Here is a 23,910-nt window from a genome sequence, read left to right on the forward strand (position 1 = left end):
AGTCCAAATAAAAGAGAAAAATACCTTTTTATCTTAAAAGTAAAAGAAATGATGAATCTGGAAGACATCCGACTTGTGCAAGCCTCTGTGCCTATTTTGGAAGAGCATGCCGAAACCCTTACGCGCTTGTTTTATAAAAACATGCTGAGCAATCACCCAGAGCTCAAAAACATCTTCAACCTAGCCAACCAGGCTTTGGGGCAGCAGCAAAAAAGCTTGGCTCTATCGGTTTTGGCCTATGCCAAGCATATTGAGCATCCGGAAGTTTTGTTGCCTGCGCTAGAGCTCATTGGGCAGAAACACCGCAGTTTGCAGGTGGTCCCCGAGCAATACCCTATTGTCGGTAAATATTTGTTGGGAGCTTTGCAAGAATTGCTCGATTTGCCCGATGATGCGCCTATTTTGGGCGCTTGGGGACGCGCCTACCAGCAGTTGGCCGATATTCTCATTGATATGGAGGCCAAAATGTATGCTACCGCCGAAGCGCCCGATGCAGCTTGGAGCGATTGGCGCAAGTTTGAGCTGGTCAAAAAAGAGGAGCTAGCCCCCAATGTCTATCATCTCTATTTATCGCCATCAGATGGCCAAGAAATTCCCTTGCACCGCCCAGGGCAGTATCTCTCTTTGCGCCTATTCTTTAAGGAATTGGGTGTTTATCAGGCCCGACAATATAGCCTCAACTCTCGGCCCAATAATAATTATTACCGCATTACAGTAAAGGCCCAAAAAGGAGCGCCCGGCTGCCCTATGGGCCGATTGAGCAATGCCTTGCACCAGGCCATGAAAATTGGAGATGAGGTAGAATTGACGGTGCCCGCCGGTAATTTCCACCTAGAGCAAAAGCCCAGCCCTAGCGTATTTTTAGGCGCCGGCGTAGGGGTTAGCCCCCTTTGGGGACTGCTACAGGCCCTCATCGATAGCCAAACAAAACAACCCATTCTTTGGATGGATGCCTATACATCTGCTGACGAACAACTCTTTGCTGAAGAACTCCGCAGCCTAGAAAATCAACTCCAATTGAAGCATTTCTATGAGGACCAAAATGGCCGAATGCAACTAGATGAAGCCCTCAAAGCCCCCTTTGGCCTAGCCGCCAATTATTATCTCTGTGGCCCAGCAGGCTTTATGCAAGCCCAAAGACAACAACTCCGCCAAGCCGGTATCCCCGAAGAACAAATTCACTTAGAAGAATTTAGCCCCGTTCAACTGCAGCTTAGCTAAGCATTGCGGAAAATAATTCTGTTTAAATGGAAAAGTCAGTTAAATCAATGGCTTTTCCATTTTTTTTTAAAATATTTGCACAAAGCACTCATCCAAAATTTATTTTTGGGCGTTTACTATACCAAATGATGCTCCTCTCGCTCATAACAGGAGCAAAATATCGTCAGTTTTATGATTGTTAAAGGTCCTTGTCTCGTCCACAAGGACCTTTTTTTATTTTGAGCGCTTTAAGAATTTCCAAAATAAGGGAACTCTGCGTATCTTTACCCTAGTTTAAAGTGACAGATTCTACTTATAAAAATGAAAAACCAACCCCTTTTAAAGGGGCTTTTGTTTTTTGTAGCTATCTAACTCATAGACAACAAGTATTTCTAAAAGTTTCGTACACAAGAGGATTAGCCTCCAAAACTGCAAAAGCATCATGACCGTAGCTGAAGAAAAAATTCCATTTATCGAGAAGGCCGTAGAATGGGTTGAAAAGAAGGGATATAGCAATATTAAAGCCGCTGTAGAAGGATATGAAGACCCCAAGTCATTTACGCAAAGCTCTACTAATGACTCGATTGCCCCAGATATCACCGCTGTTTCGATGGGCCGCAAATGTTACTTTGAGATTGCGCTCAAATCTTCTGATAAGCGACAAGTTATTAACAAATGGAAGTTGCTTTCTTATCTCAGTAGCGCCAAACAAGGTCGTTTGTTCATTTTTGCTCCTCATGGCCATAAGGCTTTTGCCAAACGCTTGATTGAGGCTAACCAAATTCCCGCAGAAATCCTGCCTTTATAGGCCTACTTTCTGTACTATATAAACACCCTATGCTAATTTTTTTAGTGTAGGGTGTTTTTCTTTTTTTGGGGCCCGCGGCCAGCAAGCTGGCCGCCGCTATGCTGCGCCGCTCGCAGGTCTGCTCGGCCCTGCGGCGGCTCTGCCGCCTAGGTCTGGCCCTTCGGGCCACGGCTGCGCAGCGCTGGGCCAAAACAGTCCCGCTTTTCCGCTCAAGTCTAAAGGCAAAATTTGATAAACGCAATTAAATCCTTAGCTTTGGTTGCCCCAATAAACGCAGCAGAACAACAGACTCAAAATAATCTATCTATATGTCACACTATAACCAACTCAAAGGGCTCATCCAAGAACTAGATTGTGAAATCCTCAAGGAAATCCCCGAAGAAGAAATCCTCATCATCTCCAATGAAGATAGAGGTATCCACCAAATGATTTTAGATTGTGAAGATAATCTACTTATCATTGAGCAAAAGATCCTCCAACTAGAAAAATTATCGGCCCAAGAATGCCAAGAGCTCCTAAAAGCCAACCGCTACCTACTTTTTGGGGCCTTTGTCTTAGATGAGTCTGGCCAACAACTCATTTATCGAGATACCCTAGAACTAGAAAACTTGGACCTCAACGAGCTAGAGGGCTCTATCAATTCTCTCACCCTCGCCCTAGTCGAAAATTTTAACCTCATCGAACAACTGGCCAAATCGGCTTAGATAAGGTTACTTAGAATTAGATAAATTCTAAAATAGAACTAACTTCGCTCTATTATTGGGCCTCTGCGCCCGCTGTCTTACTTTTGAGTAAACTCATAAAGGACATTATTTGTTCTTTTTTCGCTGGCCTCTACAGGCCCGCTTTGTTCTCATTCTTCAAAATTAGACACTTATGCTATCTAAAAAAATAACTGCCGCACTCAATGCTCAAATCGCTCAGGAATCAGCCGCTTCTTCGGCCTACCTAGCTATGGCCTCTTGGTGCGACCGGGAGGGACTTGGCAATTGTGCCCAATTTTTCTACGCCCAATCTGATGAAGAGCGCAGACATATGCTCAAGATTGTGCATTATGTTAATGAAATGGATGGCCACGCTATCGTCCCCGCCATCGAACAACCCGAAACCGAATTCGAATCGGTCCAGAAGGTGTTTAAAAAGTCTTATAAACAAGAAAAGACGGTGACCGCTTCTATCAATGAACTGATGAGCCTTAGCCAAGAGGAAAAGGACCATTCTACTATGGTTTTTTTGCAGTGGTATGTGGCCGAGCAAAGAGAAGAGGAAGCTATGGTTCGCGATATTCTAGATAAAATTAAGCTCATTGGCGATGGCCCACAAAGCCTCTATTATATCGACAAAGAGCTACAGCAGATTAACGAGAACCGGCCCGCAGAAGAAGCCGAGGCCTAATCGATGATGAATCTATCTGATCAATGAATTTACCTTTTTGCAAGCTAGCTCCTTTTTGGGGCTGGCTTTTTATTTTCCTGCTTTCGGCGCCCAGCCTTTGGGGCCAAGATTTGCGCATTCCCTTTGCGCCTAAGTCCGATGCGCTGCCCAAGCAAGCTTGGGTAGATAGTATCCGTATATTGGTCCAAAATGCCCAAGCTATAGATAGCAGCTGGATTGTGGTCGAGCGCCAAATGAACTACTTTGAAGAAAAGCAGTCCTACTATGATTTGGTCCGAAAACGCAGTTATTTATTGCAGCAGATTTTAGATCGCTGCCAATGGCCCAAAGACCGCATTCGCTTTGAGAGCAAGGCCTTGCCTCAGGCCGATTTGCCCAAAACAGCAGGGCATATTATTCAGTTGCGCATCGCCAGCCATTACCAAGAAAATGAGCAAAGCGATACCTTAAGCTTAGAAGATGGGCCAGCGCCTAACTTTTACCAGAGCCGCCGCGCTATTTTGGCCCAATGGATGGCCAGTATTCAGGACCAAAGCTTTTTGTTTTATCCGGGACAGGCCGCTTACTTTAGAAGCCCTGAGGGGGCCATGATTTTTATTCCCGCCCAAGCTTTTGGTCCAACTGGCGCCCCTATACAGATTAAGTTAAAAGTGGCTTTGCGCAAATCGGAGTTTTTGCCTTATTGGTTGGCTAGCCAAAGCCAAGACTTGGCCCTGGGCCCAATTCTAGAAATACAAGCCGAAAGAGCGGGGCAGGCCCTTAAGCTGGCCCCCAATCAGCAAATTTCTATTTTCTTGCCAACGGTCCAGCATCAAGAAAACTTGGGCCTTTATCAGGCGCAAGCAAAGGAAGAGGGCCTAAAGTGGGGCCGCCTAGAGCTAGGCAGCTGGCCCAATAGCCAAGCCATCTGCCTGCCCTTGCATTTGGCCCAAAATGATAGTCTTTTTGTTTATCGAGATTTGGCTTTGCCTGCCAAACCCAGCCCTCCCGCTTTTCCTCTAGCGCCCAAAAAACCGCAATACCCTAGGCTAGATAGCCAGGCCTTGCGGCCATTGCTCAAAGAAAACGAATTTTACCTGGGCCTCATTAACGACTGCAAGGCTCGTTATGCTGTAAAAGAAAAAAAGCCTTGGCGAGGAAAAAAGAGAAAGGCCAGAGAGCAAATGGAATTCCAAAGGGAGTTGGAGATTTTGCACAAACGCCTAAAGAAAAACGAGGACCAACAAGCGGCCATTTTGCAAAGCTTCTCAGATAGTTTGGCCCAAATCAAGGAGGGCTATGAGCAGCGATACCTGGCTTATAGTCGAGAAAGAGATAGTTTGCAACAAATCTATCTTAAAGCCCTACGGCGCTGGCAAGATGCTAGAGACAGCCTGCCTAAGGTCCAAAATTACGAGGCTAAGCGCTTGCGCCAAGCTTGGCGACAATACAGCCCCCAAGAGCAAAAGCAATTGGCCAAGGCCCTAAGCGCATTAGAACCAAAATTGGCGGCTCGGGCTTTTATGCCCGATCTTTTTGGGCAAGACCTTCATTATTTGTGGGTTCCTAGCAAGCGTTTGGGCCTATTGGCCTTGGGCCAAAAAGCAGTGCCCAAAGCGCCGCTAACCTACAAGGCCTTTACCTTTGGGCAAGAGCTGCCCACCTATAAAATGCAAGGCATCGCTATAGAGCGGGCTAGCCCATATGCTGTGCGTAGCCAGACCACAGATATCGAAAACCTCAATTTTCCGAATTTGGAGGCTGAAGCGCCCATTTGGCTCTTTGCCTTTTATGAGGAAGAAGGCAAAATCTACCTCAACCTATCGGCAGAGCGGGCCAACAAACTGCCCTATAAACTGAGCTTTAAGGCCCTAGATAATTTGGCCGAGCTGCGCAAAGCGGTTGAAAAACTCAATGAAATAGAGGCAATTAAAGAAAAATAGCTTAAAAATAACTTTAAAAAACTTTATTACTCAAAGATTTAGCTGTACTTTTGCGGCAGCTTAGGCGGCTCCCCAAGGGGCTGCTTTTTTTATTCATTTAGAGCAACTTATGACTAAAGGGTCGGGGGAAAAGCCAAAAAATGGCGGTCTCCAATTGGCCTAGCGATGTGCAGGGGTGGCCCGCAGGGCCAGACCGAGGCGGCTTTGCCGCCGAAGGGCCGAGCGAACAGCGAGCCCCGAAACGTAGCGCCGCAGCTTTGCTGCGGAGGCCCCAAAAAAATAAATGGGTCCATAGTCTTATGAGTTTGTTCTTACAGATCTTTTTCAACTTAGCTGTATGCAAAAGCAGAACCTACGGAACATCGCTATTATTGCGCACGTAGACCACGGAAAAACCACCCTGGTAGACAAAATTCTTCACCATTGCCGCCTTTTTCATGCTCATCAAGAAACAGGGGAGCTGATTTTGGACAATAACGACCAAGAGCGGGAGCGGGGAATTACCATTTTGGCCAAAAACGTTTCGGTCAATTACAAAGGAACCAAAATTAACATTATTGACACTCCTGGTCACGCCGACTTTGGTGGTGAGGTAGAGCGGGTGCTCAATATGGCCGATGGCGTATTGCTTTTGGTAGATGCCTTTGAAGGTCCTATGCCTCAAACGCGTTATGTATTGAGTAAAGCGATTGAGCTTGGCAAATCTATTATTGTAGTGGTCAACAAGGTTGACAAGGACAACTGCCGCCCTGATGAGGTGCATGAAGATGTCTTTGACTTGATGTTCAACTTGGATGCTAGCGAAGAGCAGCTCGACTTTAATACGGTCTATGGCTCTGCCAAAAATGACTGGATGGGCCCAGACTGGAAAGAGCAAACAGCCGATGTTTCTTACCTTTTGGACCGTGTACTAGAAGATATTCCTGCTCCTGCCCAAAATGAGGGAAGTTTGCAGATGCAAATTACGAGTTTAGACTACTCTCAGTATGTTGGTCGTATGGCTATTGGCCGTGTGCACCGTGGTAGCATTTCTGTAAACCAGCCCGTTTCTGTAGTGAAGCGCGATGGCAGCATTCAGAAGTCTAGAGTACGTAAACTCTATACTTTTGATGGTTTGGGCAAGGCCGAAACCGAAACGGTAATCAATGGTGATATTTGTGCCGTAGTGGGTATTGAAAACTTTGAAATTGGGGATACGATCGCTGATTTTGATGCGCCCGAAGGCCTTACGCCCATGAAAATTGATGAGCCTACTATGAGTATGCTCTTCACAATCAACGACTCTCCTTTCTTTGGTAAGGAAGGAAAATTTGTTACTTCTCGTCACCTCCGTGACCGCCTATACAAAGAGCTAGAGAAAAACTTGGCCCTTCGTGTTCAGGAAACAGGAAGCCCCGATTCTTATATGGTCTTTGGCCGTGGGGTAATGCACCTTTCTGTTCTTATTGAAAGTATGCGCCGCGAAGGTTATGAATTTCAAGTAGGTAAGCCTCAGGTTATCGTTAAAATGGTTGATGATAAGAAGATGGAGCCTGTAGAACTTCTAGCGGTAGATGTTCCTGACGAATTTTCGGGTAAAGTGATCGAGTTGGTCACTCAACGCAAAGGTGACATGACGATCATGGAGCCCAAAGGTGATTTGATGCACCTAGAGTTTATGATCCCTTCTCGCGGAATTATCGGTTTGCGTACCCTGGTCCTCAACTCAACTGCTGGCCAAGCCATCATGAACCACCGTTTTGTAGAATACGCTCCTTGGAAAGGTGTCTTGCCTTCTCGTAATAAAGGAGCCTTGATTGTACTCGAAAATGGTACGTCTATTCCTTATGCGATGGATAAGCTAAAGGACCGTGGTATTTTCTTCATCTCTCCTGGTGTGGATATCTATGAAGGCCAAATTATTGGTGAACATAGCCGCGAAAGTGACCTCGTTATCAATATCACCAAAACGAAGAAGCTTACCAATATGCGCTCTTCTGGTGCCGATGATAAGGCCAAGTTGCCTCCCCCCTTGCAGTTCTCTTTGGAGCAATACATGGAGTATGTTGGGGAAGATGAGTACCTAGAAATTACGCCCGAAAGCCTCCGCCTACGCAAAATCTTCTTGAAAGAGCATGAGCGTAAACGCGCCAATAATGCCGCCAATGTGGTGATCAAATAAACCTCAAACGGCTTTTATACAACGTCCTTTTCAGTTTGCTGAAAGGGACGTTTTTTTTGGGGCTGCCCCAGCCTTCGGCTGGGTCGGGCCATTGCACAGCTCGCAGGCCTGCTCGGCCCTGCAGCCCTACGGGCTTTGGTCTGCCGCCTTCGGCGGCCCTGCTACAGCCCCTCAGCCTGCGGCGGCTTCGCCGCCTGCTATTCCGCAAACAAAGAGGCTAGCAATAAATTTTAGCCCAAAAAACAGGCAAAGCCCTTGAAGTTTGCTAGTTTTGCTAGCAGAATCACCCCCCAAAGGCCAAAAGGCCAAAATTTGTACACAAAACAAACTTGATTCTATGCTTTTGAAAGGAAAAAAAGGAATCATTTTCGGCGCACTCAATGAACAATCGATTGCCTGGAAAGTAGCCCAGCAGGCCAAGGCCGCCGGGGCAGATATTGTATTGACCAACGCACCCATCGCTTTCAGAATGGGCCAAATTGATGAACTGGCCAAAGAGCTAGACTGCCAAGCCATCCCTGCCGATGCTACTAAATTGGAAGACCTAGAAGCCTTGGTAGAAAAAAGCCAGGAGATCTTGGGTGGCAAAATTGACTTCGTTTTGCACTCTATCGGTATGTCCATCAATATTCGTAAGAAAAAAGCCTATACCGACCTCAAATATGACTGGATGCAGAAAACCTTTGATATCTCTGCCATCTCTTTCCACAAACTCATGCAAACCCTCTGGCAAAAAGAAGCTATGGCCGAATGGGGCTCTATTCTCGCCCTTAGCTATATCGGCGCCCAAAGAGTATTTCCCCACTACAGCGAAATGTCTGAGTCAAAAGCCCTGCTAGAGTCTTTTGCCCGTAGCTTTGGCTACCACTTTGGTATGCGCAATAAGGTCCGTGTGAATACCATTTCACAATCCCCCACTCCCACTACCGCAGGTACTGGCGTAAAAGGCTTTGACCAATTCCTAGATTATGCCGACAAAATGTCGCCCCTAGGCAATGCCCCCGCAGAAGCTTGCGCAGATTATTGCCTCTCACTCTTCTCCGATCATACCCGCTATGTGACCCTACAGAACCTCTACCATGATGGCGGGTTCTCTAATATGGGCATGAGCGAAATTATGATGGGCGAAACCCCTGAATAAAGAAAATGAACGAAAGGGCGCAGTCATCTGCGCCCTTTTTAGGCCCAAAAATAAACTTTCAATAAAAATTGAAAGTTCTGAAACTATCTAGGCCCACTTCCGTAAGAATAGCAAATCCCTTAGGCTCATTATCCTCAAAAAGAACTAACTTATATAGCTTTAGCTCATTAAGAGTAAATGCTTTCCCCATCTTAATCTTATGCTTATGAAAACGCCCACAAAAGGGATGCTCCAATTTGACTTTATTGTGCAGTCTTTGGTCTACCTCCCCACCGTTCTACTTTATCTGCTTAGCGCTTTAAACGAACTCCCTCAGTTTGCAAACGGTTGGAATGATCTCTTCATTTATGCCCTGCTGCTGCAAGTCCCCCTAGGAGGTACCCAGCTGCTTAGTGGCTTGGTCCGCAGTATCCGACATGGCAGCTCGATCCGAAAAAAGTACTTGATGGCCTGCGGGGTCTATTTTGCCGCCCTTTTTACGATCGCCAATATCGCCTCTGGCGACTTCCTAATTATTGGGACCCTTATTGGCCCTCCCATGATTATAGCCACCGCCTATTATGTCCTCACTTATTTGCAGCTAACTGGCCGCTTTGAAGATAATGGAAGTAGTAGTTTTTTCTCTGAAAAAGCTAGCCTTGTTCTAGACGAATTGGATGAAGATGAACGCCGTTTACTAGAGATTCAAGAAAGACAAAGAGCCCGAAGAGCCAACTCTTAAACTTTCTGCCTAACTTTGGCCCAAATCAATCCCTTTTGCCTTATGAATGCCCGCCAACATCTTTATCTCGATTGTTTTATCCAGTTTGTTTTACTCCTCTATTTTGGCTTCTTAATGGGCAAGACCGAGAACTTTTTCGAGCTCTTAACGGTCATTCCCTTTGTCTTTTTGGCTTGGCAACTGCCTAACGGCCTGATCTACGACCGATTTTTTGAGCAGCACAGCCGACGAACTTTTTTGAAGTATAGTTTTTATTCTATTATACTCCTTGCTGTTTTTTGGGGCAGTATCTGGATGGCCTTGCAAATTCCTGGAGTAGGGGCCTTTTTGATCCCGCTCATTAGCAGTGCCATCCCGATTACGGTAGCCATTTTGCCATTTTTGGCGGGCATTATTGCCCTTGGCTATTTGGGCCTCTGTTTCCGAGACCTCTATTTTGCGGTCTACAAAACGATTTAATGTATGCTTCGCATTACCAAATATCGCCTACTACTCGATTTCTCGATCCAATTGATTCTCTTTATCCTTTGGGCGGTACAAGCTGCCCTGCATTTTAGCTATTTTGGGCTGCTGTATTATAGCAGCATTTTTGTCCTTTTACTCACAGCCTGGCAGCTGTTGCACGCCTTTTATGTGGTCCGAAAACACCAAGATTGGCACCGCAAGCAATATTTACAAAATATGCGGCAATTGTTAGCTTATAGCTTAATTACCATTGGTATTGGCCTGTTTATGATGCTGGCTAGCTTTGGCTTTTTGGCCCCTTTCTTCATCTTCAGTTTACATATTTTGCATTGGGTGATTTGCCTAGTGGCCCTCTATTTTGCTGGCCGCTATTTCTGGACCAGCATCCGCCAACTTCAAGATTATATCAACCGCCCAAAATCTTTTTGGGATCTCTAATGTTTTTTTGGGGCCCGCGGCCAGCTTTGCTGGCCGCCGCTATGCTGCGGGGCTCACAGGTCTGTTCGGCCCTGCAGCCGCCTTCGGCGGCTTTGGTCTGGCCCTTTGGGCCACCCCTCCGCAGCGCTGGGCCAATTGGGCGCGCCCCTCTCTAGAGAGCAAAAGATGGACTTTGCTCTCTTTTTTTATGCCTACAGCAGACAAAATCAACTCAAAACTTGCGTTTATTTTATTGTAGGCTTATTTTTGAAGCATAGCAAGTTGGTCCAACCGCGCTTAGCAGGCGGCAAAGCCGCCGCAAAGGAGCAAAGCGACTGGCCTAGCGATGTGAAAGGGTGGCGCATAGCGCCAGACCGAGGCAGCTTTGCTGACGAAGGGCCGAGCAGACCTGCGAGCCCTGAAACGTAGCGCCTGCCGAAGGCAGGAGGCCCCAAAAAAATCATAAAATCAGCGCTTTATGTTAGAGAAATCTATAGAATACGTCAAGGGAGTTGGGCCACAAAAGGCCGATTTACTCAAAAGAGAACTGGGGATTTTCACCCTAGAACAACTGCTGATGAACTACCCTTTTCGCTATATTGACCGTAGCGTTTTTCATAAAATTGGGGAACTAGAGGCCAATGAAACCCCTCTGCAAATTCGAGGGGTTTTGCGCCGAATTGATAGCCATGGCGAGGGCACAAAAAAGCGGATGGTCGGCATTTTTAGAGATGATACGGGCCAAATTGAGCTGGTTTGGTTTAGGGGCCTCAATTGGGTCAAACAACTGCAAACGGGCATTGAATATGTAATTTATGGCAAGGTGCAGCAGTTTGGCCGCAACCTGAGCATTACTCATCCCGAACTGGAGCCGCTAACGGCAAAAAATAGCAGTTTAGAGCCTCGGATGGATGCCGTTTATCGGGTGACGGAAAAAATGGCCAGCAAGCGGATTAAGTCTAAGGACCTGCATAAAATTATCCGAAATGCCCTGATTCCAATTTATAAGGAGCCCGAGCATTTGCCCGAAACCCTGCCCCAATATTTGCTCGATAGCATGAAGTTGCCCAGCCGTTTGGAGGCCCTAATTGGCATTCATTTTCCCAAAACCTTGGCCCAAAAAGACCAAGCCCGCCAACGCTTTATTTTTGAGGAGCTCTTCTTTTTGCAATTGCGCATTTTACAGCGCAAAAGCCTCAAGCAACTCGAGACCAAAGGGCATTTGTTTCCGCATATTGGCGGCTTTTTTAATGGCTTTTACCAAAACAACCTCAAATTTGAGCTAACGGGCGCCCAAAAACGAGTGCTTCGAGAAATCCGCAAGGACCTAGGCTCAGGCCAGCAGATGAACCGCCTTTTGCAGGGCGATGTGGGTAGCGGAAAAACGGTGGTTGGCTTTATGTCTATGCTCATGGCCCTAGACAACGACTTTCAGGCGGCATTAATGGCTCCTACCGAAATTTTGGCCCAGCAGCATGTTGAGTCTCTGCTCAAAATGGCCGAGGGACTGGATATTCGGATTGAGCTGCTCACGGGTTCGATCAAGGGCGTTCAGCGAAGAGAGTTGCTAGAAGATTTGGCCGAGGGGCGCATTCATATTCTCATTGGCACCCACGCATTAATTGAAGATGCGGTAGTATTTAAGAACTTGGGGCTTGTGATTATTGATGAGCAACACCGTTTTGGGGTGATGCAAAGGGCCAAAATGTGGAAAAAAAATGCGGCTGGCCCGCCTCATGTTTTGGTTATGACCGCCACGCCTATTCCCCGCACCTTGGCCATGACCGTTTATGGCGATTTGGAGGTCTCGGCCATTGATGAAATGCCTCCGGGCCGTTTGCCTATTCAGACCTCCCACAAATTTGAGAGTAGTCGACTTTGGGTATTTGGGCAAATAAAGCAACAAATTGCCAAGGGCCATCAGGTCTATATTGTCTATCCATTAATTGAAGAATCGGAATCAGAAGCCTTGGCCGAAATTAAAAACTTGATGGAAGGCTATGAGAGTATGTTAAGAGAATTTCCCCAGCCGCAATATCAAATTAGCGTGGTACATGGCCGCCAAAAAGCGGAGGACAAAGATTATGAAATGCAGCGTTTTGCCAAGGGCGAAACCCAAATCCTCATGGCCACTACGGTCATTGAGGTGGGCGTAAATGTGCCCAATGCCACCCTCATGGTCATTGAAAATGCCGAGCGTTTTGGTTTGGCCCAGCTGCATCAGCTTCGGGGAAGAGTGGGCCGAGGTGGTGGAGAGGCCTATTGTATTTTGATGACCGGCTATAAATTGTCTAAAGAAGGCCGTTTTCGGATGAAAACCATGTGCAAAACGACAGATGGTTTTGAAATTGCGGAAGCAGACCTTAAATTGAGAGGACCAGGAAGTATTGACGGCACTCAGCAGTCGGGTATCTTGAGTTTGCGCCTAGCCGATTTGGCCAAAGATGGCCGAATTTTGCAAACGGCTAGAAACTTGGCCAAAGAAATTGTGGCCCAAGACCCCCTCTTTGAAAAGCCCGAAAACCTGCCGCTCAAACGCGAGCTTTTGCACGCCCAAAAGCAAAGAACTTTTAGTAAAATCTCTTAATGAATAGCTTTATGGATGATTTTGTAGGCTTAGTTGCTGTTGTGATGGTTTTCTCTATTCCACTATTGGCCATATTTTTATCGTATAGGAGTAAAATGCGAAAAATGGAACTGAACAATGGCGGCAAACAAGACGAAATTGACCAACTCAAACGGCAAATTGGCCACCTTTTTCAGCAGCAAGAATTGTTAGAAGAGCGTATTACAGACCTAGAAAGCCCTAGAGAAAAAGACAAAATCTCGCTTTCTATAGAAGAGCTAGATATTTTGCGCAAAGCCGATAAAAAGTAATCTTATGCCTACTATTCTACTCCTAGCCTTTGTGCTGGCTGTCGTTATTTTTGTCTTCATCATTATTGTGGTTCCAGCCTCCAAGAGAGAAAAAGAACGCGAGGAGCAAGTCGACCTCTTTGCTCGCCTAGAAGAAAAGCTCGAGCAAGTTGAAAGAGCCCAAAATGAGCAGGAAAAACGCCTAGCCAATTTGGAGCATATTGTTATGGACGAGCGCTTTAGTGAGCAGGATTGGGCGCCCAAACAACCTATTGCCCTCAAGCAAGAGATTGACCAATTGCGCCAAGTTTTAGATGAGCTCAAAAAGAGGTAGATGCGAAAATACTTAACTACTTTGGCCCTTTTTGGGGCGCTATTAGGCCTAGGGGGATTTGCCCTTTTGGCCTATTTATTTTGGGGGCTAGACTATGAGTCCTTTACTCAATTGCTTTTGGCTTGGGCTGGCAAAAGCGATTGGCTAGACCGCTTTGAGCAAGATTATTTCCCCCAAAGCCGCTGGCTATTTTTAGGCTATAGTTTACCCTTTTTCGCCCTTGGCTATCTGGCTTTTTTGGCTTATGCCTATAAAAAACGAGCCCTTTGGCTATCGGCTGCTGTAGAGCAGTCTCAGCTTTGGGGCCAACTTATTGGCCAAGAGTTTAGGCAAACTAAGCCCATAGAATGGGCCTTTTTCTTGCCTATTTTATGCTTTTGGTCCATCAGTACGCTCTACCAAATTCAGCAGCTGCCCATAGAATACGATGAAGCCTGGAGCTTTTTGCATTTTAGTAGCCGCTCGCCGCTCTTTAGCCTAATTAGCCCACACAACAACCACATTCTCTATACCTTTTTTAGTAGCCTCTTGCATCAGTTAGGATTAGCTGGTCCTTGGGACCTCCGACTGCCTTCTTTTTTGGCTATTTTTGGGCTGATGTTCTTTAGTTATTGGTATTATCGACGCTTGTTGGGCTGGCGCTGGGGGCTGGCCATTTTAGCCCTTTTGGCCCTAGCGCCTCCAATTTATATTTATGGCATTTTGGGCCGAGGTTACGGCAGCTTACTCTTTTTTCTGGGGGCTTATCTTTGGGCCGATAGCCAAGACAATCGGCAACTTTGGCCACTTTTGCTCCTTTTGGCTTGGGGCGGTATTTATAGCAATCCCATTTTTGTTTTGCCTTATTTGGGCCTGGCCCTTTCTCGCTTTGGGCAGGCCAATTACTGGCGGCAACAGCTCCTCTTTGCCCTGGGCAGCCTCCTTTTATACAGTCCGTTTATCTTGGCCAATGGCGGGCAGATTTTGGCGGGGGCCGCGGCAAATTCTGGCCAAAGTTTGGGGAATACCTACTTCTATCTCTACCGACTCATTGATTGGCAGTTTTTAGGCCGTCGCCTGCCCCTTTTTTGGCCCTATTTACTGCTTGTTTTGGGCCTTTTGCCCTTAGTAAACAAAAGAGGCTATTGGCTGGCTTTTTCTCTACTTTGGCCCATTTTGCTGCCCTTTTTGGACCAACAATGGCCCTACCGCATTTTTTGCTATCTCTATTTGTTCTTTTTGCCCTATTTGGGCTTGGCCTTGGCCAAAATGCCCTTTAAAAAAGCATTTATTCTCCCCCTTGGGTTAGTGTTAGGCCTACAGTTTTGGGCCAGTCGGGGACATTATTTTTTGCATTGGAGCCGCCCCCTAGATGCCGAGGCCCAAAAGATTGCCCAGCTCCTTTTGGCCGACCCTCAAGCCGAAATTTGCTATAGTTTTGCCCGCTACGACAAGCCCCTTTTGCAATACTATTTTTTGCGGGCCAAACGAAAATTGGCCTGCCCCATGCCCTTTGCTGGCAGTCAGGAGCAGGCCAATTTTGGTCCTCATTTCCCCTATGTTTTGCTCGATACAGAAGACTATAAGGCCCCTCCCTCCATTGCCGAGAGCCTAAAGAGGCACTATCAAGTTATTTATCGCAATGAACGGCTAATTCTCTACAAATTGAACTAGTGTTTTTTTTGGGGCTGCCCCGCCCTGCGGGCGGGTCGGGCCATTTCGCAGCTCGCAGGTCTGCTCGGCCCTGCAGCGGCAAAGCCGCTTTGGTCTGCCGCCTGCGGCGGCCCTGCTACAGCCCCTCAGCCGATGCTGCGGGAAAGCCCGCAGCAAGGGCGCTATAGCTAGGACATAAAAAAAGGGAATTTCCAAACTTGTTTTGGAAATCCCCTTAGACCTAACTTAACTAACTTATCAGAACTTTTACGCTTGTTTATGGCCGTTTCTCTGATTTTGTTACCCTGCAAAAGCAGTTTTTTTTAAAAAAAATTCTGTTTGCCCTGACTTTTCTCCTAAAAGGCTGTTAAAACTGCGGATTTGAGGCCGCTGTTTTTGGTCCAAAAAGGGTGTAGCTCAACGACCGAAGGGAGTAACTGATGGGCGGTAATGGCCTAGCGATGCGGAGCGGGTGGCCGAAGGCCAGACCTAGGCGGCAAAGCCGCCGCAGGGCCGAGCAGACCTGCGAGCCCCGCAGCGACAACAAGGACTTTAGTCCGCAGTTCGACGACCAAAGGGAGTAACCGCCGCAAGGCGAAGCCGCAGCGGAGGCCCCAAATCCTTCAGAAAAAACACTAACAACTATTCTATGTATATTCGTTATCCAAAAATTATCATTAGCGGCTTTTTGGTCCTTTCGCTTTTGGGGGCTTGGGCGGCTAGCAGTCGTTTGGGCTTTAGCTTCAACTTTGAGGATTTTTTTCCGAAGGGCGACCCCGACCTTGAGTTTTACAATGAATTTAAGCAGCGTTTTGAGCCAGACGACAACTTTTTACTGGTGGCTTTGCATCGGCCCGAGGGGGTATTTGAGCAAGAATTTTTGACCAAAGTGCGGGAGTTTTCGCTGGCGGCCAGAGATACAGAATTTGAGCTCTCCAAAATTGGGTTGAGTCGCTGGGAGGAGGGCAAAACCCTATTCAAGCAGGAAGACGGCAGCTATAAAGTGCGGCCCATTGTGGAGAGCAGCTCGCTTTTGCAGGTAGAATTTCCTTTAAAAACGCCATTTTCCTTTAGTAGTATTCCCGCCGTTCATTTGGAGGATACGGCTCGTTATGCGGGGGATAAAAAGAAAGTTTTGGCCGATCCTCGTTTGGTCAACAACTTCATTTCGGCAGATGCCAAAACCTTGGTGGTGGTCCTAAAAACGGTAGATAACATTCAGCAGCCGCCAGCTGAAAAGCTGATGGCGGCCTTGCGGGCCAAGCTAGATGAAATGGGCTTTTTGGACTATCATTTTTTGGGTCGGGCCAATTTTCAGACCGAGTTGGTCCAAATGCAAATTAAGGAATTTATCCTTTCTACGGTAGTTTCCTTTTTCTTGGTGCTGATTATCATGTGGCTCATTTTCCGCCGATTTTGGGGCGTAGTCATTTCTCTTTCTTCTATTGCCTTGGGGCTATTGCTCTTTGTGGGCGTTTTAGGATTTTTGGGCCGAGAGCTAGACACTATGGCCCTGCTCTACCCTATTATCATGATCATTGTTGGGACCTCCGACGTCATTCACGTCATGTCCAAATATGTAGATGAATTATCGGCGGGTAGGGGCAAGATGGAAGCCATACAAACCACCATTAAAGAGATTGGAATGTCTGTTTTTCTGACCTCTTTTACCACCTCTGTGGGCTTTTTGTCCTTGCTCAGTTCTCGCTTAGAGCCCATTCAGAATTTTGGGATCAATGCGGCCATTGGGGTGATGTTGGCCTATGGGACCGTCATGCTCTTTAGCTGTACGCTTTTGGTCCTTTTCGATAAGGATCAGATCATCAAATTGCGGCCAGCGGGGCAGAGCAACAAGCAGTGGCACGGCCTTTTTGATTGGGTGCATGCCTACAGCAAAAACTATCCTTGGCGAGTGGTAGCGGGCATTTCGGCCATAGCCATTGTGGCTGGAATTGGGGTGGCGCAGGTCAATACCAACACCCAGATTAAGCAGATTTTGCCTAAAGGGGCGCAGGTGACCCAAGACTTTTACTTTTTCGAGCAAAACTTTAGTGGGTTTCGGCCTTTTGAGCTGGCCGTAATGGCCCAGGGCGATCATAGTTTGCAAGATTTCGAGGTCATTCAGGCCATGGACAAGGTGGAGCAGCGCCTGATGGAATCTCCCGCTATTCGCTCCACTTCTTCTATTAGTTGGTTGTATAAGAGCCTGCATCAGGCCTTTCATTCGGGCCGCTCGGCTTATTTTAAGCTGCCTGAAAAAGAGAAAGACTTTCTCAAATACCAGCAGTTGGCGGCCAAACTGGGCAGCAACAACAACTTGGGCATGTTGGTCAGTGAGGACCAAAAATACGGTCGGATTTCGGCCCGCTTACTTGATGTGGGCGCCGATAGCATTCGGGCCTTTATGGCCGAGATGCAAGACTTTATGGAGACAGAAATTGATACGAATGTAGTTAAGTTTCGGCAAACGGGAACGGGGGTTATCGTAGACAAAAACTCGGTTTATGTGCGCGATTCGCTCCTCAAGGGCTTGGGTTTTGCCATTTTGGTCATTAGTTTATTGATGGCTTTATTGTATCGCAACCTCAAGATGATTGTGGTGGCCTTGGTCCCCAACATTTTGCCTTTATTGATTGCTGGGGCTATTTTGGGCTATTTGCAAATCCCTTTAGAGGCGGGCGTGGCCATTGTTTTTGCCATTATTTTCGGCATTGCGGTCGATGACACCATTCATATTTTGGGCCGTTATCAGCTAATGAAAAGGAGGGGTTTAAGTACTGATGAAGCCTTAAAACTGACCTTAAGAGAGACCGGAAAAGCGGTCACCTTAACTTCGGTCATATTATTTTTTGGCTTTTTGATTCTGCTCTTTTCTTCCAATCCGCCGGCGGTCACCATTGGTTTACTCATTAGCTCGACCCTCTTTTCGGCCCTCATTTGCGACGTCTTTATCATTCCTGTGATGTTGCGGGCCATTCATAAGGATTAGGGGCCTCCGCCTCGCTGCGCTCGTCGGCGCTACGTTTCGCAGCTCGCTGTTCGCTCGGCCCTTCGCCGCTTTCAGCGGCTCGGTCTGGCCCTGCGGGCCACTGCTGCACATCGCTAGGCCTGCGGCGGCTTCGCCGCCTGTAGGACTCCATAAGGAAAGGCCCAAAACTTAGGTTTTGGGCCTTTTTCTGTTCTGGCAGGAGTACTTTTAACCATCGAGAGGGGTTCCCATACCCCTCAAAAGGGGTTCCTATACCCCTCAAAAGGGGTTCCCATACCCATCAAAAGGGGTTCCCATACCCCTCAAAAGGGGTTCCCATACCCCTCAAAAGGGGTTCCCATACCCCTCAAAAGGGGTTCCTATACCCCTCGAAAGGGGTTCCTATACCCATCAAAAGGGGTTCCTATACCCCTCAAAAGGGGTTCCCATACCCATCAAAAGGGGTTCCTATACCCCTCGAAAGGGGTTCCCATACCCATCAAAAGGGGTTCCTATACCCATCAAGAGGGGGACAGATAGCCCTCTGGGCGACTATTTAGGGCCATGAGCTGAAGCTCATGGTTGTGGAGCCATGCAAAGAGTGGGCTAAAGCCGGGGCTGTTCATTTCATGAGGGTTTTAACCCTCATTCATAGATCATTGCGAAGCAATACCGCTCTTGCTGTAGGTTTCAACCTACAGTAAAAAGGGCCGAAGGCCCGCGGCTGAGGGATGGACAGCAGTGGCCGTTAGGCCAGACCCAGCCGCCAAAGGCGGCGCAGGGCCGAGCAGCCCTGCGAGCTGCGACACAGCCCGACCCGCCCGCAGGGCGGGGCAGCCCCAAAAAAACAAAAAGAAAACTCCTATAGGGGCAAAAAAATAGCATTATCCGCCCCTTTTGTAAACGGATAATGCCAAGCAAAATTACACTACACCCTAATCGTCATAGCAAAAGCTAATTGGATTATTGTTAGGCACAAGAACGGCCCTTTTTGCGGCTTTTCAAAAAAAAGGGGGTGGACAAGAAGTGGACAACAATAACTAAATGTTTTTCAGAAACTTATCTAAGCTATCATTGGTCTGTAAATCTAATTTCTTTCGGATTCTGTAGCGGCTTTTCTTCACGCCATGCAAACTAATATTGAGTAGTTGAGCGATACTTTTGCTATCGAGGTCGGCTCGAATCAGGACCGCCAGGCGGAGTTCTGCGGGAGAGATATCGGGGACAATTTGCATCAATTTTTGTTGGTAATCGGGTTCCATTTGTTGGAACTGTTGGAGGAAGGGCAGCCAATAATCTTCGGCTTCAATCAGTTGGTTAATTTCTCGGAGGAGGCGTTGGCGTTGGGTATTGGGATCTTCAATTTTAGCTTTGAGTTCGAGCAATAATTCATTTTTATGCGCGAGGACCAGCAGCGACTGTTGCAAATCTTTTTGGAGTTGTTTGAGTTGTAGGGCTTTAACTTCGGCCTCGGCGGCCTTCATTTGTTGTTGCCATTCTTTTTGTTTGAGGATCGACTTAATTCGGGCCAATAACTCGACGGGGGGAGCGGGTTTTCGGAGAAAGTCGGTGGCCCCATATTCTAGGGCCTTAGCGAGATGCAGGCTATCGGTCATGGCGCCGGTATAGACCACAATTGGAATATTTTTATAGGGCAGATATTTTTCTTTTTGGAGTTCTTGCAGCAACTCCAGGCCATTCATTCGGGGCATATCCCAATCGAGTAAAATGAGGTCTACAGATCTTTGGGCCATAATATCGAGGCATTGTTGGCCATCTAGGGCCATCAGGATTTGGGTAGTTGGCGACCAATTGGCAAAGAGTTGAATAATTGCGCGCCGATTTCGGGGGTCATCTTCAGCAATCAGAATGGTTTTTCTGGCTAAGACCTGGTGATTGTTAGTGGGCATGATTGATAATTTCGTAAAGTTCTTCTAGTTTTTGGCGATCGCCTTCATAGACTGCATCTTCGAGGAGTTGAAACAGTCGTTGATCGGCCGGATTGGCTTGTTCTTGCTCTACCTTTTGCAAGGCGGCATAAAGCGGCTGGGCCTCGTAGATTTCGAATTGCAAGAGGTTTTGCTGCTGCAAACTACTTAAAAATTTTGGCGAGTAGGTTTCTTTGGGGTCTTCAAGTTGATGCGCTTGTCGGGCGGCCTCTTCTAATTTGAGGGGGGTATGCGGAGGCCAACGAAGGCTAGCGGCCACATAGCCCGTTTCGCCCTCAGCAATTTCAAAACTAAGCCCCAACTGTTCGCTCAACTGCTTGATAATTCTCAGGCCGAGGCCTTCGCCCTTAAACACCCGTTCGAGCTGTTCTTCTTTGCGCAGATTCTCTACCGTTTGCTTAGGTAGTGAGCCTGGGTTTTGGATAGAGACTACAAGCTGGTTCTGCTCTATAGTCGCCTTGAGGCGAATTTGCTCATGGGCTTGGCTATGCTTAGCGGCATTCATCAGCATATTTCGAAAAATAATTTTGAGCAGGTTGGCATCTGTTTCTAGATAAATTGCTTTGGGTAGCTCAATATGTAGATTAAAAGCCGCTTGCTTGAGCAAATCTTCTTCTTGCTCTAAGACTTCATCTAGCAACTGGCAGAGGTTTTCTCTTTGATAATGGGCGCTAAGGTCTCGGTCTTCTAAGCGGACCCATTGGAGCAGCTCCTCCATCATCAGGTAAATCTGCTTACTACTTTGCTCCAGCTGTTGAAGGTCGGCATAGGTCACTAAACCCTCCTCATTTTGAAAGCGTTCGAGCAAAATATGGCTTTGGTAGAGCAAATAATTGAAGGGGTTGCGCAGGTCGTGCCCAATAACCGACAGCAAGGTTTTTTTATTCTCATTAGAGCGACTAATAATTTGAGCGTAATTGCTGAGTATTTTATTTTTTGCCTTGATTTTCCAGAAAAATATACTAATCAACAGCAAAACCAGCAAACTAATAAAGAGAATAGCCAAGACATAATAACCCTGTAGCGCTGCATTTTGTAGCTCTTGCTTTTGTAGCTGGATCATATGGTCTTTCTCCTGTTGCAACAGCAGCTCGCTTAAGGAGAGCGAGCGACTATCCTCTTTGCGCATTTCCTTCATTTGCTTAAAGTTGGCCTGCCATTTTTTAGCAGCCAACTTATCATCCCCAGAAAGCTGATAGTATTTGGCCCAGGCTTGGTCTAGACTCAGGCGCACAGAATTACTCTCTCTTCCCTTCAACAGACTTTCGGCCTGCTGCAAACTTAGATAGGCCTTGGCCAAGTTGTTCGCCTGCATATGGGTCTGCGCAATAGAAAGATAGTAGTCAATATTTTCTATGCCTACAATCTTTTGCTCCATGCTAGGCAGCACTTCCTCCAAAAGATAACGCGCCTTTTCCGTTTTTCCCTGCTGCTCATAAACCCCCATCAGGTAAGCATAGGCCCTCAAATGATAGGATTTAAACTGCTGATACTCACTAACGTCCTGATGAGTCTCAAAGATTTGAATGCCATTATTAAGGGCTTTTTCGGCCTGCTCATTATCCCCCGATTTCTCATACATCTTCCCCAATATCGTATAGGCATGAGCTAGCTGCATCGGAATCGTATCGGCCTGCAACTGATAAAAAATGGCTTGCCGGGTATAGGCAATGGCCGCCTGCAAACTATCTTGCTTATAGGCCAACAATCCATAATTGCCATAAACAGTAGATAAGCCCTTTTGATGCTGTTCCTGCCTAAAAATTTTCTCGGCCCGCTCATAGAGTTTCCGCGCCAAGGGGTCTAGGTTGAAGTTGTAATAAATATTGCCCACATCTATGAGGAAATAGCCCCCGCTCCAGCTACTAATCTCAGCCGAATCAATATAGGTCCGATAATATTTAAGGGCCTGCAGTTTTTGCCCCAAAGCCGCATAATAACTCCCCCGAATCCGATAGTTGGCATCCATGCACTGCTGAAAACTCCCATACTTGCACTGTATTGCCGTCAAACTATCAATTTGCCGAAGGGCTAGGGCCGGACGCCTATAAGTTTCTTGGTTGATAATCTGTCCCAATAATTGAGTCTTATACTCCCGCTCCTCTTCGCCCAAAGATAACTGATAATATTCCCGATATAAGCTATCCAAACCTTTTTGTGCCAGTAGGTCTCCCCCAAAAGAACAACTCCACAAAAGAAGTAGGGCGATATAAGTTGATTTCATCCTTGCTCTGCGATTAGAAAATCATATAAGAAAATTGATGCAATAATACGCATTTTTTGGGGCTGCCCCGCCCGCAGGCGGGTCGGGCCAACACTAATTGGCGCCCTAGAAAGACGCAGACTATAAGTTCACTACCAACTAAAAGGTTGGCTACCTCCCTAGCCAGCCTTTTTTTATGCAATTCTTCTTATCTTTGCCCCCTATTTAGCAGACTACCCACTATTATGGCTATACAAACTGTTTCTTCTCGATGGACCTTCCTGTCCAAAATTATTCTCCCCTTTCTCTGGAGTATCCTCTTCGGTGGCTTTACTCTAGTGGTCTGGCTCTCGCCACTCCAAGATATTCAAGCCCCCCTCTCCCCCCTAAGCGCAAAACTTATCCTCAGCTCTTTTTTTATCTCTATGCTGGGGCTGTTCTACCTCTTTTTTATGCGCAACCTCTGGGTCGGCCTAGATGATGAACATATCTATGCCTCCAATTATTTCAAATCAGTAAAGTATAGCTACGGCAGCCTCGAGCATTTCGAGGAGAGCAACCTCTTCCTCTTTAGCCGCATCACCCTCCACTTTAAAGAAAAAGGCCAGTTCGGCAAATCTATCTCTTTTATCCGTAGCCATTACTGGAAGTATTACCTAGAAAAACATCCCGACCTCCTGCAGTTTTTACTCCAACTCAATGAGGCTAAGGCCAAAAAATAAACCCCTTCCGCCAGTCTGCTCTATGCGCGACTGGCTTTTTTTATGCCTTTTTGGGGCCTGCCGCCTGCCCTACATCCAAAACTAACTGCTCAATAAGATATTACTAAGGCAAAATGCTTAAAAATATTTGCGTTTATAACAAAGTTTACTATCTTTACAGTACACAATAAAAGGGAAGTAACTTTTTAAGCAAATCTGTGGCTTAAGCCCTATCTTATTATAAATTATTTCCTTGGTCTTTTTCCTTTAGTGGCAGGACCAATTCATTCATCAACCCATATTTTATGCTCAAACGTATTTTTTTCATGGCCCTTTTGTTGGCCCTATCGTTCACGGCTACACAGGCCCAATCTGTCTACTACAAAGGTTCTAAAGTTGGCGTCATTGAGTCAGATGGAGATGTCTACTACAAAGGCTCTAAAATTGCTGAATTTGAGTCGGATGGAGACGTCTATTATAAGGGCTCTAAAATCGGAGAAGTAGAATCAGACGGAGATGTTTATTATAAGGGCTCCAAAATTGGCGAAATTGAGTCGGATGGAGATGTCTACTACAAGGGCTCTAAAATTGGCGAAGTAGAATCAGACGGAGATGTTTATTATAGAGGCTCAAAAGTAGGCAATGCTCGAGGAGCAGCCCGATGGCGAATTGCAGCCTTTTATTTCTTCTATATTCTTGATTTGCATTAAGCAATAAAAAAAATTGGAGACCTATCGCCTAGCTTTATTGTCTGTAGTAATTGGGAGTAGCTCCCTCTTATCCCCCCTAAAGGACGCTAGGCGCTACGGGCTCCATCATTAATGAAAAATAAATTTTAGACATTTTTAATTGTGGTAATAGAAAAATCATTCCTAGAGAAATTAAGCAAGGCTAGCTTAGCCTTTGTTTAATGTTTATTTGATGTTTGTTATGGACAGCAACCGCCCTAGGGCGGTTGTTGTTGTTTTGGCCCTCTCCCAATGGCAAAAAACTGCCCCACTAAACCACAACCGCACTTTTCTGAAGCCCCAAAAATG

19 protein-coding genes are annotated in these 23,910 nt (G+C 46.6%); 17 read left to right on the plus strand and 2 right to left on the minus strand.

Annotation, left to right across the window (positions count from 1 at the left end):
• Window positions 1–48: 48 nt before the first annotated feature.
• The 15 genes from SAPGRDRAFT_RS08205 to SAPGRDRAFT_RS08295 all read left to right on the plus strand — a co-directional run bounded on the left by SAPGRDRAFT_RS08205 (window position 49) and on the right by SAPGRDRAFT_RS08295 (window position 18,041).
• Window positions 49–1,221 (plus strand): globin domain-containing protein, encoded by a 1,173-nt coding sequence (locus tag SAPGRDRAFT_RS08205; RefSeq protein ID WP_253271290.1) that lies wholly within the window; start codon window positions 49–51, stop codon window positions 1,219–1,221.
• Between the two features lie 421 nt (window positions 1,222–1,642).
• Entirely contained in the window at window positions 1,643–2,008 is a 366-nt protein-coding gene (locus SAPGRDRAFT_RS08210) for a hypothetical protein (protein ID WP_002658631.1), read from the plus strand.
• A 308-nt stretch (window positions 2,009–2,316) separates the two neighbouring features.
• Window positions 2,317–2,712 carry a hypothetical protein gene (locus SAPGRDRAFT_RS08220; RefSeq protein ID WP_002658633.1) on the plus strand — a complete coding sequence of 132 codons (396 nt, stop codon included), beginning with the start codon at window positions 2,317–2,319 and terminating at the stop codon, window positions 2,710–2,712.
• A gap of 172 nt (window positions 2,713–2,884) precedes the next feature.
• On the plus strand, window positions 2,885–3,403 hold the full coding sequence (locus tag SAPGRDRAFT_RS08225) for a ferritin (protein ID WP_002658635.1): 519 nt from the start codon (window positions 2,885–2,887) through the stop codon (window positions 3,401–3,403).
• A 23-nt stretch (window positions 3,404–3,426) separates the two neighbouring features.
• On the plus strand, window positions 3,427–5,325 hold the full coding sequence (locus SAPGRDRAFT_RS08230; RefSeq protein WP_002658637.1) for a hypothetical protein: 1,899 nt from the start codon (window positions 3,427–3,429) through the stop codon (window positions 5,323–5,325).
• Between the two features lie 337 nt (window positions 5,326–5,662).
• Window positions 5,663–7,486, plus strand: a complete 1,824-nt coding sequence (gene typA, locus SAPGRDRAFT_RS08235) for a translational GTPase TypA (protein ID WP_002658638.1) — start codon at window positions 5,663–5,665, stop codon at window positions 7,484–7,486.
• Window positions 7,487–7,823: 337 nt separating this feature from the next.
• Window positions 7,824–8,627, plus strand: coding sequence for an enoyl-ACP reductase FabI (locus tag SAPGRDRAFT_RS08245; RefSeq protein ID WP_002658640.1), 804 nt, complete (start codon window positions 7,824–7,826; stop codon window positions 8,625–8,627).
• A 205-nt stretch (window positions 8,628–8,832) separates the two neighbouring features.
• On the plus strand, window positions 8,833–9,348 hold the full coding sequence (locus tag SAPGRDRAFT_RS08250) for a hypothetical protein (RefSeq protein WP_253271291.1): 516 nt from the start codon (window positions 8,833–8,835) through the stop codon (window positions 9,346–9,348).
• A gap of 42 nt (window positions 9,349–9,390) precedes the next feature.
• A complete protein-coding gene (locus SAPGRDRAFT_RS08255; RefSeq protein ID WP_002658642.1) occupies window positions 9,391–9,807 on the plus strand; it encodes a hypothetical protein in 417 nt (138 codons plus the stop codon).
• A 3-nt stretch (window positions 9,808–9,810) separates the two neighbouring features.
• Window positions 9,811–10,251: a hypothetical protein gene (locus tag SAPGRDRAFT_RS08260; protein WP_002658644.1), complete on the plus strand. Its 441-nt coding sequence runs from the start codon at window positions 9,811–9,813 to the stop codon at window positions 10,249–10,251.
• Window positions 10,252–10,708: 457 nt separating this feature from the next.
• Window positions 10,709–12,817: an ATP-dependent DNA helicase RecG gene (recG, locus tag SAPGRDRAFT_RS08270; protein ID WP_002658646.1), complete on the plus strand. Its 2,109-nt coding sequence runs from the start codon at window positions 10,709–10,711 to the stop codon at window positions 12,815–12,817.
• The gene (locus SAPGRDRAFT_RS08275) at window positions 12,817–13,107 is read left to right on the plus strand and encodes a hypothetical protein (RefSeq protein WP_002658647.1); all 291 of its coding nucleotides are present in this window, start codon (window positions 12,817–12,819) and stop codon (window positions 13,105–13,107) included. The genes recG and SAPGRDRAFT_RS08275 overlap by 1 nt, the downstream gene beginning before the upstream one ends.
• A gap of 4 nt (window positions 13,108–13,111) precedes the next feature.
• Complete coding sequence (locus SAPGRDRAFT_RS08280) at window positions 13,112–13,420, plus strand: hypothetical protein (protein WP_002658649.1); 309 nt, start codon at window positions 13,112–13,114, stop codon at window positions 13,418–13,420.
• Window positions 13,421–15,073, plus strand: coding sequence for a hypothetical protein (locus SAPGRDRAFT_RS08285; protein WP_002658650.1), 1,653 nt, complete (start codon window positions 13,421–13,423; stop codon window positions 15,071–15,073).
• 628 nt (window positions 15,074–15,701) lie between these two features.
• Window positions 15,702–18,041 (plus strand): efflux RND transporter permease subunit, encoded by a 2,340-nt coding sequence (locus SAPGRDRAFT_RS08295; protein ID WP_002658651.1) that lies wholly within the window; start codon window positions 15,702–15,704, stop codon window positions 18,039–18,041.
• 1,019 nt (window positions 18,042–19,060) lie between these two features.
• On the opposite strand, the gene SAPGRDRAFT_RS08305 is transcribed toward SAPGRDRAFT_RS08295, so the two are convergent.
• Both SAPGRDRAFT_RS08305 and SAPGRDRAFT_RS08310 read right to left on the minus strand, forming a co-directional pair.
• Window positions 19,061–19,930, minus strand: coding sequence for a response regulator (locus SAPGRDRAFT_RS08305; RefSeq protein WP_002658652.1), 870 nt, complete (start codon window positions 19,928–19,930; stop codon window positions 19,061–19,063).
• The gene (locus tag SAPGRDRAFT_RS08310; protein WP_002658653.1) at window positions 19,920–22,193 is read right to left on the minus strand and encodes an ATP-binding protein; all 2,274 of its coding nucleotides are present in this window, start codon (window positions 22,191–22,193) and stop codon (window positions 19,920–19,922) included. Before SAPGRDRAFT_RS08310 ends, SAPGRDRAFT_RS08305 begins: the two co-directional genes overlap by 11 nt.
• A gap of 224 nt (window positions 22,194–22,417) precedes the next feature.
• Here SAPGRDRAFT_RS08310 and SAPGRDRAFT_RS08315 point away from each other — a divergent pair, with 224 nt between their 5' ends.
• Together SAPGRDRAFT_RS08315 and SAPGRDRAFT_RS08320 are read left to right on the plus strand one after the other, a co-directional pair.
• Window positions 22,418–22,894, plus strand: a complete 477-nt coding sequence (locus tag SAPGRDRAFT_RS08315) for a hypothetical protein (RefSeq protein ID WP_002658654.1) — start codon at window positions 22,418–22,420, stop codon at window positions 22,892–22,894.
• A 284-nt stretch (window positions 22,895–23,178) separates the two neighbouring features.
• Window positions 23,179–23,583, plus strand: coding sequence for a hypothetical protein (locus SAPGRDRAFT_RS08320; protein ID WP_037349988.1), 405 nt, complete (start codon window positions 23,179–23,181; stop codon window positions 23,581–23,583).
• Window positions 23,584–23,910: the final 327 nt, after the last annotated feature.

The organism is Saprospira grandis DSM 2844 (genome assembly GCF_000275825.1).
GTDB lineage: Bacteria > Bacteroidota > Bacteroidia > Chitinophagales > Saprospiraceae > Saprospira > Saprospira grandis_A.